Source organism: Aeromonas sp. R3-1, from assembly GCF_040908345.1.
Lineage (GTDB): Bacteria > Pseudomonadota > Gammaproteobacteria > Enterobacterales > Aeromonadaceae > Aeromonas > Aeromonas veronii.
In genome coordinates, this window is sequence record NZ_JBFODN010000076.1 from 1 (window position 1) to 15314 (window position 15314).

At 62.5% G+C, this 15314-nt stretch carries 15 protein-coding genes; 10 read left to right on the plus strand and 5 right to left on the minus strand.

The features are described 5' to 3' along the window. Together msrP and msrQ are read left to right on the plus strand one after the other, a co-directional pair. The coding region (msrP, locus tag AB5Y85_RS05030; RefSeq protein ID WP_368221238.1) for a protein-methionine-sulfoxide reductase catalytic subunit MsrP at positions 1-991 on the plus strand (991 nt) is incomplete at its 5' end. Next, entirely contained in the window at positions 982-1608 is a 627-nt protein-coding gene (gene msrQ, locus AB5Y85_RS05035) for a protein-methionine-sulfoxide reductase heme-binding subunit MsrQ (protein ID WP_257686811.1), read from the plus strand. The genes msrP and msrQ, both read left to right, overlap by 10 nt. Here msrQ and AB5Y85_RS05040 read toward each other — a convergent pair. Further along, positions 1605-1853, minus strand: a complete 249-nt coding sequence (locus AB5Y85_RS05040; RefSeq protein ID WP_013724184.1) for a PepSY domain-containing protein — start codon at positions 1851-1853, stop codon at positions 1605-1607. The genes msrQ and AB5Y85_RS05040 overlap by 4 nt on opposite strands. Positions 1854-1916: 63 nt before the next feature. Here AB5Y85_RS05040 and AB5Y85_RS05045 point away from each other — a divergent pair, with 63 nt between their 5' ends. The 4 genes from AB5Y85_RS05045 to AB5Y85_RS05060 are packed head-to-tail and all read left to right on the plus strand — an operon-like array spanning position 1917 to position 4782. Then, positions 1917-2255, plus strand: a complete 339-nt coding sequence (locus tag AB5Y85_RS05045) for a PepSY domain-containing protein (RefSeq protein WP_005339825.1) — start codon at positions 1917-1919, stop codon at positions 2253-2255. 21 nt (positions 2256-2276) lie between these two features. Beyond that, complete coding sequence (locus AB5Y85_RS05050) at positions 2277-2933, plus strand: response regulator transcription factor (RefSeq protein ID WP_257686810.1); 657 nt, start codon at positions 2277-2279, stop codon at positions 2931-2933. Next, entirely contained in the window at positions 2930-4279 is a 1350-nt protein-coding gene (locus tag AB5Y85_RS05055) for a sensor histidine kinase (RefSeq protein ID WP_005339828.1), read from the plus strand. The genes AB5Y85_RS05050 and AB5Y85_RS05055 overlap by 4 nt, the downstream gene beginning before the upstream one ends. 41 nt (positions 4280-4320) lie before the next feature. Next, entirely contained in the window at positions 4321-4782 is a 462-nt protein-coding gene (locus AB5Y85_RS05060; protein WP_257686809.1) for a hypothetical protein, read from the plus strand. Positions 4783-4867: 85 nt separating this feature from the next. Here the strand turns inward: AB5Y85_RS05060 and torA are convergent, their stop codons facing one another. Together torA and AB5Y85_RS05070 are read right to left on the minus strand one after the other, a co-directional pair. Continuing rightward, positions 4868-7348, minus strand: a complete 2481-nt coding sequence (gene torA / locus AB5Y85_RS05065; RefSeq protein ID WP_257686808.1) for a trimethylamine-N-oxide reductase TorA — start codon at positions 7346-7348, stop codon at positions 4868-4870. 23 nt (positions 7349-7371) lie between these two features. Further along, complete coding sequence (locus tag AB5Y85_RS05070; RefSeq protein ID WP_005339847.1) at positions 7372-8502, minus strand: NapC/NirT family cytochrome c; 1131 nt, start codon at positions 8500-8502, stop codon at positions 7372-7374. Positions 8503-8778: 276 nt separating this feature from the next. Between AB5Y85_RS05070 and AB5Y85_RS05075 the strand changes: the two genes are divergently transcribed. From AB5Y85_RS05075 to AB5Y85_RS05085, 3 genes are all read left to right on the plus strand, one after another. Next, positions 8779-10746, plus strand: coding sequence for an ATP-binding protein (locus tag AB5Y85_RS05075; RefSeq protein WP_257686807.1), 1968 nt, complete (start codon positions 8779-8781; stop codon positions 10744-10746). Positions 10747-10801: 55 nt separating this feature from the next. Next, a complete protein-coding gene (locus tag AB5Y85_RS05080) occupies positions 10802-11299 on the plus strand; it encodes a response regulator (protein WP_236374771.1) in 498 nt (165 codons plus the stop codon). A gap of 67 nt (positions 11300-11366) precedes the next feature. Next, a complete protein-coding gene (locus tag AB5Y85_RS05085; RefSeq protein ID WP_257686806.1) occupies positions 11367-13340 on the plus strand; it encodes a DNA topoisomerase III in 1974 nt (657 codons plus the stop codon). A 40-nt stretch (positions 13341-13380) separates the two neighbouring features. Here AB5Y85_RS05085 and AB5Y85_RS05090 read toward each other — a convergent pair whose 3' ends face one another. Then, the gene (locus tag AB5Y85_RS05090; RefSeq protein WP_005357613.1) at positions 13381-13821 is read right to left on the minus strand and encodes a DUF417 family protein; all 441 of its coding nucleotides are present in this window, start codon (positions 13819-13821) and stop codon (positions 13381-13383) included. A gap of 15 nt (positions 13822-13836) precedes the next feature. Next, entirely contained in the window at positions 13837-14370 is a 534-nt protein-coding gene (locus tag AB5Y85_RS05095) for a carboxymuconolactone decarboxylase family protein (RefSeq protein WP_257686805.1), read from the minus strand. Between the two features lie 101 nt (positions 14371-14471). Here AB5Y85_RS05095 and AB5Y85_RS05100 point away from each other — a divergent pair, with 101 nt between their 5' ends. Further along, complete coding sequence (locus AB5Y85_RS05100; protein ID WP_257686804.1) at positions 14472-15302, plus strand: AraC family transcriptional regulator; 831 nt, start codon at positions 14472-14474, stop codon at positions 15300-15302. The last annotated feature ends 12 nt before the right edge of the window (positions 15303-15314 follow it).

The window sequence follows — 15314 nt, forward strand, 5'->3', positions numbered from 1 at the left end:
GCGTCGTACCGCCCACCCCCTCACCGAACAGGATGTCACCCCGGAAGCCGTCTATCAGGACCGCCGCCTTATTCTCAAAGGGCTGGGTCTGGGCGCAGCCACCCTGGCATTTCCCACTCAGGCCGGTGTACTCGATCTGCTGCGCGGTAAAGAGGATGCTCCCCAATTAGCCACCAAGCCGCTCAACAGCAAGCCTGCGGAGCGCCCGGCCAATCTGGTGCTGACACCGGAAGAGAAGGCCACCAGTTACAACAACTTCTATGAGCTGGGCACCGACAAGTCCGACCCGGCTCGCAACGGCCGTTACCTCAAGCCCGAACCATGGACCCTCAAGGTGGAGGGGGAGGTAGCAAAGCCTTTTACCCTCGATGTGTGGGATCTCATCAACAAGAGCGAGCTGGAGGAGCGGATCTACCGGCTGCGCTGCGTTGAAGCCTGGTCCATGGTACTGCCCTGGAACGGCATCTCGCTGGCGGAGATCATCCGCCGTGCCGAGCCCACCAGTCGCGCCAAGTTTGTTGCCTTCGAAACCCTGTTTGATCCGAAACAGCTGCCGGGGCAGGCCTCCAGTCTGGGGGGCGGCATCGAGTATCCCTACGTCGAAGGGTTGCGTATCGACGAGGCGATGCACCCTCTCTCTTTCCTTGCGATGGGGCTCTATGGCAAGACCCTGCCTGCCCAGAATGGCGCGCCGATCCGGCTGGTGGTGCCGTGGAAGTACGGCTTCAAGAGCATCAAGAGCATCGTCTCGATCCGGCTGGTAGAGGAGATGCCGCCGACCACCTGGAATCTGTTGGCTCCCAACGAATATGGCTTCTACGCCAACGTCAACCCGCAGGTTGATCACCCGCGCTGGAGTCAGGCAAGCGAGCGCTTTATCGGTGAGGGCGGGGTGTTTGGCGCCAAGCGTCAGCCGACCCTGATGTTCAACGGTTATGGTGACGAAGTCGCCTCGCTCTATCAGGGGATGGATCTGCGCCAATGGTACTGAGATTGAAACCGGCCCATATCAGCGGTTTGCGGGCGCTGGTGCATCTGGGCTCCCTCGGCTTCCTGCTCTGGCTGGTTTTTGCCATTCCGGCAGGTCTGCTGGGGGGCGATCCGGTGCCCGAGCTTATCCACTACCTCGGCAAGGGGGCGCTCAACCTGCTGCTGCTCACCCTGCTGGTGTCGCCGCTGGCCAAGCGCTGGCGGCAGGGGCAGCTTATCAAGCTGCGCCGCCCCCTCGGGCTCTGGTGTTTTGCCTGGGCGCTGCTCCACTTCATGGCGTGGCTGGGGCTGGATCTGCAGTTTGACTGGGGCCTGATTGGCGGCGAGCTGGTCAAGCGCAGCTACATAGTAGTGGGGATGGTAGCGCTGTTGCTGCTGGCCGCTCTCAGCATCACCTCGCTGCCCGCATTGCAGAGACGCATGGGCGCCGCATGGCAGAAGCTGCACAACTGGGTCTATGCCATCGCCCTGCTGGTGCCGGTGCACTACTGGTGGTCGCTCAAGAGTGGTTGGGGGGAGCCCCTCATCTACCTGCTGCTGGCCTGCGCCCTGCTCTGGCCGAGACGGGAGAAACTGCTGCGTCCTTGGCGGGGACGCTGGAATGCAAAAGAGGCCTAATCGGCCTCTTGTTGTTTGATCTCGCCAGTGTAGGCATCGACGATGAGATGCACCTTCTGATCCTGGCGATTGAGGGTTTTGACCTCGAATTTGTCCCCTTCCAGCTCCACTTCCCGAATGTCGTGATACCCTTGCGCCAGCAGGAGTTTGACCAGCCCGGCCATGTCGAGACGGCTCTGGGCCGCCCAGCTTGTGGCACTCAACAGGCAAAGGATCAGCAGGAAACTGCGCGGGATCATATTCATTCCGGATTCATGGCTGGCAGACTATAAACGCCATTATGTTAGGTTTTTGGAGATGAATCATCCATGAATAGAGCGCTCCCTCTGCTTGGGTTATTGCTGCCGTTGCTGGCACAGGCGGTCACGCCTGATGAAGCCATGCTGCAGCAAGCTGTCCATGAGGGACGGGTTCGGCCCTTCCATGAAATGATGGAGGTGGCGGCCAGATTGCCGGTGCGGGTGTTGCGGGTGGATCTGGGGGAAGAGGATGGTATCTGGCTCTATGAACTGCGAGTCATCGATCGGGAGAATAGCGTGATCAAGGTGGCCTATCGGGCTGACAACCTTGAGCTGGTGTGGGCCAAGGGCCACCATCTGGAGCGGTTGTTCGAACCGCCAAAGCCCCCGGTCGAGGATGATGAATAACCCCTGTGTGGAAGCCTGTTCATGCGAATTCTGATTGTTGAAGACGAAAAAATTCTGGCTGGCCAGCTGGCCGAACAGCTGCGCCTCTCCGGCTTTGTCACCGACCTCTGCCACGATGGCAACGAGGCCGGTTTTCTCGGAGAGACAGAACCTTACGATGCCATCATTCTCGACCTCGGTTTGCCTGGGCGGGATGGCCTGAGCGTGCTGAAGGAGTGGCGCAGCAAGGGGATCGATACCCCTGTGCTGGTGCTGACCGCCCGTGGCCAGCTGCACGAGAAGATCGAGGGGCTTAACGCCGGTGCCGACGACTACCTCACCAAGCCGTTCCAGGTGGCCGAGCTTGTGGCGCGGGTGCATGCACTGGTGCGCCGGGCGGCGGGCAACGCCAGCTCCATTCTGGAGATCGGCGGGGTGCGGCTCGACATGGCTGCGTCGCAGGTGTGGTACGAAGGGACCCCCATCAAACTGACCGCCCACGAGTTTCGGGTGCTGGGTTACCTGATGCAGCACAGGGGCAAGGTGGTATCACGCAGCGAGCTGATCGACCACATCTATGCTCAGGATTTTGACCGTGACTCCAATACCGTGGAGGTGTTCATCGGCCGGATCCGCAAGAAAACCAACTCCGATCTGATAGAGACAGTGCGCGGCCTCGGGTACCGGATCAACGAATGAGGCTGGTGAGAACCCTGCGGGGGCGACTGGTCGCCATCGCGCTGGTGTGGTGCGGGCTGTTTCTGTTCGCCACCGGTTTCAGCCTGCAGACCATGATGCGCAACTACTGGCAGGAGGCGGAGGCCGACGGCCTTCGCCTGCAGCTTTATGATCTGCTCTCCCGGCTAGAAGTGGCCAAAACCGGCCTGCCAGTGGTCACCGGCTCCCTCTCCGATCCCCGTTTCAATCAACCCTACTCCGGCTACTACTGGCAGCTGGAGCTGGGCCGCGATGTGGTGGGGCGCTCCCGTTCCCTGTGGGATACCAACCTGAAGAGCGACGGCCTCAAGTCGGCGTTTGGCGATCCCGACCTCTTCGTCGGCAAGGGGCCCAACAAGGAGCCGCTGCTGATCATGACCCGTACCGTGCTGCTGCCCGGTTCGGATCGGGTGTTCACTCTGGTGATGGCCAAGGACAGCAGCGCCCTGACCCAGACCCTCAACAAGACCCGGATCAGCCTGTTCCTCGGTCTCGGCTTTGCTGCCGCCGGTCTGGTGCTCGGCTTCATGTTCCAGATAGTCTACGGCTTGCGGCCGCTGCACCTGCTGCGCCGCGAACTGGGGCGGGTTCACGAGGGTCATCAGGAGGGGTTCCGGCTGCGCTATCCGCTGGAGATCCAGCCGCTGGTGGAGGATATCAACCGGCTGCTGCATCACTACGGCGAGCTGCTTCAGCGGGCGCGATCCCACACCGGCAATCTGGCCCACGCCCTCAAGACGCCGCTCAGCATCATGCGCAATCAGGTGGCCCAGTTGCCGCCGGAGGATCAGGCTGCCATCGGCGAGCAGCTCGACCAGATCCAGCGCCACATCGATTATCACCTCGGCAAGGCGCGGGTGACCGGCGCCGCCAAGATCCTCGGGGTCTCGACGCCGGTGCGGGCGCGGGTGGAGTATATCTGCCGCGCCTTCTCCCGCCTCTATCCGGGCAAGACGGTGGACTTGCAAGTGCCCGCCAATCTGGCGGTCGGGGTGGAGGAGCAGGACTTCGACGAGATGGTGGGCAATTTGCTGGAGAACGCTTTCAAGTGGTCTGCCAGCGAGCTGCGCATCTCCAGCGCCGAGCTGGGGGGCTGGATCACCTTGCGTATCGAGGATGACGGCCCCGGCATGAGCGAGGATCAGATCGCCAAGGCGGTGCTGCGCGGGGTGCGGCTCGACGAGAAGGTACCGGGCTCGGGCCTGGGTCTCAACATCGTCTCCGATCTGGCGGAAGCCTATCGGGGCAGTTTCATCATGGGCCGCGCCGAACTGGGCGGTCTGGCCGCCTCCCTCTCGTTGCCCAAGGTGGCAAGAGTCGAGAGCTAGGCATAACATATGGCATTTGTTTTAGCCTGAGGAAGAGAAGCATGACCGACGATCCGTGGGCACTGTGTCACCTTGACGATTCGTTTGATGCCTCTGTGCTGGGGGTCAAGGGCACCCAGATCCAGTGGTTTGAAGACAGGGATGGCCTGATCGCGTTCCTTCTGGAAGATTTTGTCGACCTGCTGGCCGATGTGGGCGAGCTGGATGAAGAGCAGACCGAGCAGGCGCGCGAGCGCTTCACCCTGCTGGTGGAGCAGAGCTTCGACGATCGCACCCTGATGGATGCCATCAACGATCTCGCCTCCGGCCTGCGCCGCATCGCCTGGTTGGGGCCGCTCTCGGAGCTGGCCGAGATCAGCGACGAGTTTGCCTCCGGCCTGCGTCGCTATTTCTGGAGCCAGTACGACGGGGATGAAGATGACCCGGACGCCTGGGTGCCGGAAGAGCTGTGGCCGCAGCTGGTTGAATGCGCGCAGGAGTATATGGAGGAAGGGGAGTTCTAAACCCGTTCCGACCATGCCTGAGCTTTGGCAGACGGATAAAGAAACGGCGCCTTGATGGCGCCGTTTTTATTGGGTGGTAATCGCCTTAGCCGTTGGCCGGTACCGCGTGGGCGGTGTTGGCCAGCACCGGGCCTGTGTACTTCTCGATCTGCAGCTGGGCCATGTGGCCGCAGTTGCCCTGCGCCAGACTGGACGAGCCCTCGTCGAAGGTGAGGCAGTTGACGTTGCCGTTCTTGCAGATGCTGCCCGCTTCGCCCGGCTTGGCCGGGTCATACCAGGCCCCTTCGCAGATCCGCACCACCCCTTGGCGCACATCTTCGGAGAGCAGGGCGCCCACCAGGATCTGGCCGCGTTCGTTGAAGGCGCGCACCAGATCCCCCTGGGCGATGCCACGAGCCTTGGCGTCGGCGGGATGGATCATGATTGCTTCGCGGTCGGCGATGGCGAACTTGTCCCGCAGCGGGGTGTTGTCGAGCTGGGAGTGCAGCCGCTGGGTCGGATGCGAAGTGTTGAGCGACAGCGGATAGCGCGCCGCCACCTCGCTCTGCACCCACTCCTTGGGCTCATACCACTTGGGATGACCGGCGCAGTCGGCATAACCCATCCCGGCTACCGTGTTGGAGAAGATCTCGATCTTGCCGGACGGGGTGCCGAGCGGGTTGAGCAGCGGATTCTCGCGAAAATCGGCGTGACGGATCCACTGGCGGTTGGCCTCGGGGATCGGGAAGCGGATGTAGTTGTTGGACTCCCAGAACATGTTGAACGGCGGCAGCGCGACGCGGGCGCCGCGGGCCTGCGCCGCCATGCCGTCGTACATCTGCTTGAGCCACAGCATCTCGTCCTTCCCTTCTGTGTACTGCTCCTGCACGCCCAGCTTGGCGGCGATGGCGCTGAATATGTCGAAGTCATTGCGGGACTCGTGCTGGGGCGGGACGCACTGGTGCATCGGGAACACATAGCGCTGGGAGTAGTCGCCGCCCATCTCCAGATCATTGCGCTCGTAGCTGGTGGTGACCGGCAGCACGATATCGGCGTGCTTGGCGGTAGCGGTCCAGTAGGGCTCGTGCACGATCACGGTCTGCGGCTTGCGCCACGCTTGCAGCAGGTTGTTGGTGTCCTGATGGTGGTGGAAGGGGTTGCCGCCCGCCACGTAGACCAGCTTGATGTCCGGATAGGTCACCTTACGGCCGTTGAAGTCGATGGTCTTGCCCGGGTTGGCGAGACAGTCGGCGATGCGGGCCACCGGGATCGGTGCCGGGCTGTTCTTCGGCGCGTTGCCGGCGGAGATACCGGCCAGAATGCCACCCTTGGCGGTGGGGCTGCCACCGGAGGAGTAGTGGTAGCTGAAGCCGTAGCCGCCGCCCGGCAGGCCGATCTGGCCCAGCATGGAGGCCAGAGTCACCAGCATCCAGTTCGGCTGTTCGCCGTGCTGCTGACGCTGCATGCCCCAACCGGCCATGATCATGGTGCGCTTGGCGGCCATGTCGAGAGCCAGCTGGCGGATCACCTTGGCATCGACGCCGCAGACTGTGCTCGCCCATTCGGCGCTCTTCGGTTGGCCGTCATCCTTGCCGAGCAGGTAGTTCAGGAACTTGTCGAAGCCGACGGTGTAGCGATCGAGGAAGGCCTGATCGTGCTTCTTCTCGCTGTAGAGGGTGTGGGCCACACCCAGCATCATGGCTACGTCGGTGTAGGCGTTCGGGGCAATCCACTCGGCGCCGACCAGCTTGGCGGTCTCGTTGTAGATGGGGTCGATGCTGATGACGCGGGTGCCTTTCTCCTTGAGGGCCATGAAGCCGGCCTGACCCTCGTGATCCGGCATGTTCCAGCTGTTCTTCAGGGTGACCTGGGCGTTGACCCCCCACAGCACCACCAGTTCGGCGTTCTCCACCACGTTGGGCCAGGCGGTCTGCTGCTCGTACACCTCGATGGAACCCATCACGTGGGACATGATCACCTGGGCCGCGCCCGTGGAGTAGTCACCGGCATAACCGGTGAAACCGCCGGAGAGGTTCATCAGGCGGTGCAGCAGGGTGCGGCTGTTGTGGAACATGCCGACACTCTTCCAGCCGTAGGAACCGGCGTGGATCGCCTGCGGGCCGAAGTCACTCTGAACCCGCTGGATCTCACCGGCCACCAGTTCGATCGCCTTGTCCCAGCTCACTCGCACCCACTCGTCGGCACCGCGCAGCTCCGGCTTGGCGCCCGGGCCATGCTCCAGCCAGCTCTTGCGCACCATGGGGTACTTGATGCGGTTCTTGGCATGCACCTGGAACGGCGCCATATCGATGAGATCGTTCGGCGCCGGATCATCGGCCACCGGCTGGACGCGCACCATGCGGCCATCTTCGACGATCGCCTCGAAAGCCCCCCAGTGGGCGCCGGTCAGAATGCCCTTCTGGGCGGGCACCAGGGTCGGGAACTGACTCAATGCGGTGCTGATGGCTTGCGCCAGCGCACTCTTGGGAAAAATGCCGCCGAGCAGGGGCAGGGCTGCGCAGGCGCCGAGCCCCTTGAGCAGGTTGCGGCGGGACAGATTGGTCTTCTTGTCATTGAAAAAAGTCATAACGGTTTTCCTCTGTGCCAGCCTTAGTGGGCCGCGCTCATGTCACTGGCGTGTTTCTGGACATACTGGGTCAACATGCGAGCCTGTTCCGGGGTCAGGGAGGTACGAGATTCCATCCCCTTGATGACGCCGATCCACTGATTGGCATTGAAGTGATCCAGCGCGGTGAGGCCGTGGCAGCCGGTACAGTTGTTGGACATCAGGGTGGAGGCGTATTGCCACAGCTTGCCCTGATCGCCGATGAGCTGGCTCTGGTCGACCCAGGCGGTCAGCTTGACCTGATGCCAGGTGAGGTTGGTGGCGCTGTCGGTTTCGCTCTGGCCGGTGACCAGTGCTTTCTTGGCGGCATCGCCGACCAGTACGCTGAGGATCCGTTTACCCGGTGCGGCGTAGAACACTTCGCTCACACCATCCTGTTGCCAGCCTTCGATCTGCACCTTGGCGCGGCCGTTTTCGTTGGCCAGCACTTCCACCTTGGTGGATGGCATCAGGGTGCCTTCGTCGGTCTTGGCGGCAGCATCGAGGAACAGCGGGGTGGTAGCGATGGCGTAACGGGTGGTGACGTTGGCCGGGGTCTGGGCCGCAGCCTGCGCCAGCTCGCTGGCACCGGCGGCAGCCAGGCCGCTCATGTCAGGCATGATGTGGGCGACACCGCGGTGGCAGTCGATACAGGTCTGACCCTCCTTGATGGCGACCGGGTGCTCGGCGCGGGCATTGGGGCGCTGGGCCAGAATGTCCATCGCCTCGTAGCTGTGGCAGCTGCGGCAGGTGGCGGAGTCGTTGGCTTTCAGCTCGTCCCAGACGGACTGGGCCATCCGCAGCTTGTGGGCTTCATACTTTTCCGGGGTATCCAGCGTGCCGATCGCCTCGTGATAGATATCCTTCACGGCGCGGATCTTGGTCCACAGGTAGGAGGTGGGGTCGCCCGGGATGTGGCAGTCGGCGCACTCGGCGCGGATCCCCTTGGTGTTCTGGAAGTGGACACTGCCCTGATACTCGGCGAGCGGAGTCTGCATGGAGTGGCAGGAGACGCAGAATTCGGTGGAGCTGGTCTTGTGCAGCACGGTCACGGTGACACCCAGTGCCGCGACACCCAGCAGGGCCCCGAGCAGCAGGAGCCAGAACCAGGTTTTTCTTATCAGTTTTCCAATCATGGCGGCGTTTTCCTACGGTCAATAATTACCTACATAGTACTAGTCCAATAGTAGTAGTAATGACAGGGATAAGGCGTTGACCTCCATCATGGTTTATATTTTTGATTGTTGTCACATTTTGTCTTTTGTTTTGTTATTGACACATTTATCGAATTAAATTCAGTTGTTTTCTGTTTTATCTATTTGTGCACTTTCCGCGACAGCTGTTAGCCCCCTCGCAAAACCCCACAAGATTCGCTGATATAGTGAGCAGTGAGCCTCAACGGAGTGTCGCTGATGAGCCCTTTCTCACTGCTGTGTGTCGCCGCCAACGTGCAACTGCTGGCCGAATTCGAACAGGAGTTGGCTCCGCTGCTCGGCCATTTCGCGTTGGTGGTGGTGGTCGGTCAGGGGTCGGCGGAGCTGGCCTTGGACGAGCTGGATCGCAAGGGGCAGCCACCCGCCGTAGTGGTGTGTGACAGCGAGCTGGGGGATGGGAGAGGGGCCGATTTTCTGATCCGCCTCGGCAGCCGTCACGAGGCGTGCCGCAAGATCCTGCTCGGCAGCCAGCCGGAGATGAAATCGATCATCGAGGCGGTGAACCTCGGTCGTCTCGACTACTACCTGCAACGCCCCTGGCGCGATGGCAGCCTGCGCCGGGCGGTGATCGAGCAGGCCAGCCACTTTGTATTGCAGCGTACCGATGCGGATCTGCTGAGCTATGCCGCCGTGCTCGACAACCAGAAGCTGCTGCGAGCCCATGTCGATCGCCAGTTGGCAGCCTATCGGCAGGGCTTTATGGATTACACCCACTGCAGCGATGAAGAGCTGTCGCGGGTGGTGATCGACGGCCTCTACCAGTTTTTCGAGGGCAATGACGAGGAGCGGGTCTGCCGCCACTACAGCCCGGGCCATGTGCTGACCCGCGAGGGGGAGCCCAACAGCTTTCTCTGGTTTATCGCCAAGGGGGAGGTGGTGCTGCGCAAGCGGGACGAGCAGGGGATCGATCAGGAGGTGGTGCACTACCGTACCGGCTCGCTGGTGGGGGGCATGTCCTTTGTGACCGGCGAACCCGCCTTCACCACCGGCGTGACTCTGACCGGTGCCGAGGTGATCAAGCTCGACAAGCTGCAATTCTCCCGGGTGATGCAGGCGCGCAGCGAACTGCTCCCCTCCTTTACCAACCTGCTGCTGCGCCACTTCAACCGCCGTCTGCAAAACAGCATCCGCACCGAGATGCGGCTGCAACAGACCCTCAACTCCCTCGATGCCGCTCACGCCCAGCTAGTGGAGAGCGAAAAAATGGCGATGCTGGGTCAGTTGGTAGCCGGTGTCGCCCACGAGCTGAACAATCCGGTGGCGGCCATTATCCGTGGCAGCGAGACCCTGCGGGCCGCCATCCCCGATCTGGTCAATCTCGAGCTGCCAGCACCCATCAAGGGGCTGGGCAACCAGACCCTCTGTCAGGCGCTCTCCTCCCAGCCGGTCTCGACCAGCGAGATCCGTGACAAGACCCGGCTGGCGGAGGGGCGCTTTGGTGATCGCCAGCAGGCGCGGCTGGCGGTGCAGATGAATCTGGATGACGAGCTGAACTGGCAGCGCTGGTTTGCCAGCCGCACTGCCGACGAGCGGGAGGCGCTGCTCGCCCGGCTGGAGCTGTTCCAGCAGACCGGCAGCTTCCTACGCAATATCGAGGTGTGTGCCCGCCGCATCGGCGATCTGGTCAAGAGCCTCAAGCAGTATGCCCGGCAGGATCGTGCCGAACCCTCGCTGGTGGACCTGCACGAGGGGCTGGAAGATACCCTGATGATTTTCGAAAACCGCCTCAAGCAGCATGAGCTCTGCAAGGAGTACCAGCCGCTGCCGCTGGTACGCTGTCACCCCATCGCCCTGCAGCAGGTGTGGACCAACCTTATCGCCAACAGTCTGGATGCCATGAGCGGCCCGGGGCGACTCACCATCCGCACCGGGTTGCTGGATCCCGAGTGGGCCATGGTGGAGATCGAGGATAGCGGTTGCGGCATCGAGCCCGAGCTGTGGCAGCGGATCTTCGATCTCAACTTCACCACCAAGCGGGAGGGCCATTTCGGCCTCGGTATCGGTCTGAGCGTTTCGCTGCAGATAGTGCAACAGCACCACGGCCGGATTGAGGTGGCCTCCGAACCGGGCCGTTACACCCGGATGCGGGTCTGTCTGCCGCTGGACGGCATGGGGCAGGCCGGTTACGGGGGCGAACCTCATCACAACAAGGAGCATGCGGCCTGAGCCGTCGCCAGCATCAATCGCGCGGCGTGCCAAACCATGTCGCCAAGGAGGAGCAATGAACAAACACTATCTGATCCTGTGTGTGGACGATGAGCGGGAGGTGCTGGATGCGGTGATCCACGATCTCGCCCCCTTCCGTTCCCACTTCGAACTGGAAGCCACCGAGAGCGTCGATGAGGCGCGTGCGGTGGTGGAGGAGTGGGAGAGCGATGGCAACAAGCTGGCGCTGATCCTCTGTGACCACATCATGCCGGGAACCCTGGGGGTCGATTTTCTGGTGGAGCTGAACCGGCGAGCCTCCACCCGTGCCAGCCGCAAATTGCTGCTGACCGGACAAGCGGGGCTGGAGGCCACCGTCGAAGCGGTCAATCGCGGCGGGTTGCACTACTACCTTGCCAAGCCGTGGAAGCTGGAGACCCTGCAAGAGGCGGTGCGCGAACAGCTGACCGACTATCTGCTGGCGGAAGATGGCGAAAATGCCTTCCACTATGCGCCGCTGCTCAATCAGGCGCGGCTGTTTGCCGCCATCCACGATCACCCGTTCGACGAATAGGGGCAGTTGGGCTTTCGCGGTGGCAGTTGTATACTGTCTGCATATACAGTATTGCAGGTAGCCACCGATGCGACTCTTTATCGCCGAGAAGCCCACGCTGGGCCGCGCCATTGCCGATGCCCTGCCCAAGCCCCACAAGAAGGGCGACGGTTTTATCGAAACAGCCCAGGGGGATGTGGTCACCTGGTGCATCGGCCATCTGCTGGAGCAGGCCGAGCCCGATGCCTATGACGCCGCCTTCAAGCAGTGGCGGATGGAGCATCTCCCCATCATCCCCGCCCAGTGGCAGCTGGTGGCCAAGCCCAAGACCAAAACCCAGCTCACCGTCATCAAGCGGCTGATCAAGCAGGCCGACTGCGTGGTCAACGCCGGTGACCCGGATCGGGAAGGGCAGTTGCTGGTGGATGAGGTGATCGACTTTCTCGGCTACCCGAAAACCAAGCCGGTGCAGCGCTGCCTCATTAGCGATCTCAACCCGCCCGCGGTGCGCCGCGCCCTCGACAAACTGAGGGATAACAAGGAGTTCGTGCCGCTGGCGGTTTCCGCACTGGCCCGCAGTCGGGCCGACTGGCTCTACGGCATCAACATGACCCGCGCCTATACCCTGCTCGGCCGCAAGGCGGGTTGCAGCGAGCTGCTCTCGGTTGGCCGGGTGCAGACCCCGCTGCTGGGGCTGGTGGTGCGGCGGGATCTCGAGATCGAGGCCTTCGTCCCCAAACCCTTCTACGAGGTGCTGGCCCATCTGCTGACCGATAGCAACGAGCGCTTCATCGCCAAGTGGCTGCCATCGGAAGCCTGCCTGCCGTGGCAGGATGAGGAGGGGCGGGTGCTCAACCGGGCGCTGGCCGACAAGGTGGTGAGCCGGATCAACGGCCAGAGCGCACAGGTTGAATCGGTGGAGGAGCAGGCCCGCAAGCAGGCGGCGCCGCTGCCCTACAACCTCTCCAGCCTGCAGATCGATGCCGCCAAGCGGTTCGGCATGGATGCCAAGCGAGTGCTCGACATCTGCCAGAGCCTCTACGAGCGCCACAAGCTCATCACCTACCCGCGCTCCGACAGCCGTTATCTGCCGACCGACCACTTCAAGCGGGCCGAGCAGGTGCGCGGCGCCATCGCTGCCACTGCTCCTGCGCTGGCCAAGGCGGTGAGCGAGGCAGACGGCAAGATCCGCAGCAAGGCGTGGAACGACAGCAAGGTGGATGCCCACCACGCCATCATCCCCACCGAGAAGCAGGGCAACCCCGCTACGCTGGGGGCCGACGAGGCGAAGCTCTATGGCCTGATTGCCCGCCAGTACCTGTTGCAGTTCTATCCCCCGTTCGAATACAACGACAGCAAGGTGCTGCTGCGCATCGCCGGTGGTCTGTTTCAGGCCAAGGCACGGCGCATTCTCAAAGCGGGCTGGAAGGCGCTGCTCGGGGTGGAGGAGGATGACGACGAAGAGAAGGCGGGCACGCTACCCGCGCTGAAGGAGGGCGAACAACTGTTCTGCGAGCGGGGCGAACTGCAGGAGAAGATGACCCAGCCGCCCAAGTCGTTCACCGATGCCACCCTGCTGGCGGCCATGACCGGCATCGCCCGCTATGTGCAGGATCCCGAGATCCGCAAGACCCTGCGCGACACAGACGGCCTCGGCACAGAAGCGACCCGGGCCGGCATCATCGACCTGCTGTTCAAGCGCCGCTTTCTGGTGCGTCAGGGCAAGAGCATCAAGGCGACCCCGACCGGGCGGGCGCTGGTGCAGGCGCTGCCTGCGACGGCCACCACGCCGGATATGACGGCGCTGTGGGAGCAGAGCCTAGGCCAGATCGCCGAGCGTCACGGCAGCTACCAGCAGTTTATGGGGCCGCTCACCGAGCAGCTCAACGGCCTGATTGAAGGGGCGCGGCAGGACTCCGGCGCCAGCTTCAGCGCCCTGCCCAAGGAGGCGCCGGGTGCCGGCAAGCGGCGTTTTACCAGGCGCAAGAGTCCGGCGGCCAGCACGACTGGCGGGCCCCGACCGCGCAAGACGGCCAGTAAGCGTCAGACCAGGGCGGCATAACGAAAAAAGGCGCCCATCCTGGGCGCCAAAGGCATTGTTGTCAGGCTGCCTGAGTGGACAAGCTGGCACGGATCCTGTGCTGGTAGTGCAGAACCACACCGAGAAACACCAGATCCTTGAACAGGAAGAACTCGGTGACTGGCACGCCGTCAACCATCTTCCAGACACCTGTCAGGGTCAGCAGGAAGCTCAGCGTCGCCAGGAAGGTGACGATAGCCCCCATGCTGCACCAGTAACCGATGCGAGGTTGCCACAGACCCACGACCAGTCCGATGGCGATCACTATCTCGACCACCCCGATCAGGTTCGATACGCTCTGTTCCGACAGGGGGCCATAGAGCCAGCTCATCAAGGGGTGGCTGGCTACCAGTGGTTTGATAGCGGCTGCCTCTGTCGGGGTAAACTTGAAGACGCCGATCCAGAGCAGGGTCAATACCACGCCCGCCAGGGCGACCAGAAAGCCTTTGTCATGTTGCTGCATGGGGGGGCTCCTTGTTTAAGGGGTCAGAGTGACGGGCGGGAAGTCGATCTCAGTCGCCGCCAGGTGGTTGCCATAGTTGGTCAGGGTATTGACCACCACCTGGCCGAGCACCTCCAGCAGCAGCTCGTCATCTACGCCTGCGGCACGGGCGCTAGCAAGCTGCTCGTCACTGATCACCCCGCGCTGACTGACCAGCGCCGTTGCCAGTTGCAGCAGGGCGTGATCAAGGGGAGCCGAGGCCTGGCCGAGTCTGGCTGCCCGGATCTCCTGGGCCGAGAATCCGGCCTTGCCCGCCAGTAGTGTGTGGGCAGACAAACAGTATTGGCAGGCGTTGGCTTGACCTATGGCCAGTGCCAGCAACTCCCGTTGTGAGGCAGTGAGACGCCCCTTGCCAAGCGCCTCGGCAAAGGCCAGGAAGCCATTGAGCAGGGCTGGCGAGTGGGCCAGGGTGGCGTAGAGGTTGGGCACCATACCCAGATTGCGTTGCAGGGTGGCCAGGGTCTGGGCGGCTGCGGGTTGCGGTTGGGATACGGGTTGGATACGGCTCATGATCTTCTCCTGTGGTAGTGAAGGTACGGGAGACAGTGTGCCGTCATTCGTGATACGGTTTATCACTCATCGTCTGCAAATAAATACTATTCGTCTCAAATATGGATCCGCTCTCTGCTCTGTTGGTTCATGCCTCCCCCGCAGCCAAGATCTTCTTCGCCGGCAACCTGTGTCAGAACTCCTCCAGTGATGATTACCCGAGCGGCGGACATCTTCATCTGCTGCGCAGCGGCGCCGTCATGCTGCGTGAAGAGGGGGGCGCCAGCTTGCTGCTTGAGGAGCCGACCCTGATCCTGTTCCCTCGGGGACGTCCTCACAAGCTTGAACCCAGAACGTTGGGGGGTTGCGATCTGGTGTGTGCCAATGTCGCATTCGGCAAGGGGGGATCATCGCCGTTGCAACTGGCATTACCGGGCTCGCTGGTGCTGCCGCTACGTGAGTTGCCTGCCCTGATGCCGGTGCTGAGTCAGCTGTTTGACGAGGCGTTTCACCCCCGCTACGGGCAGGATCCGCTGATCTCCCGCTTGCTGGAGGTACTGTTGATCCTGCTGCTGCGTCATCTGGTCGAGCAAGGAGTGTGTCAGCAGGGGATGCTGGCAGGTATTTCCGATCCCCAGTTGGCCAAGGCGATTTCGGTGATGCATCAGCGTGGGGATGAACCCTGGACGGTGGCCACGCTGGCGCGGGAGGCCGGCATGTCGCGGGCCCGCTTTGCCGCGAGGTTTCAGGAGCGGGTTGGTCAAGCACCGCTTGGTTATCTGACCCACTGGCGCATGGCGCTAGCCTGCCAGCAACTGCTGGCGGGGGAGCCCATGGTGCAGGTGGCGCTGGGGGCGGGGTATAGCAGCAGTGTTGCCTTTGGTCGGGCATTCGAGCGGGAGCTGGGGGTGAGTCCGGGGCGCTGGCTAAAGGCGCAGCAACAAGCTGAATAAAAAACGGGGCAG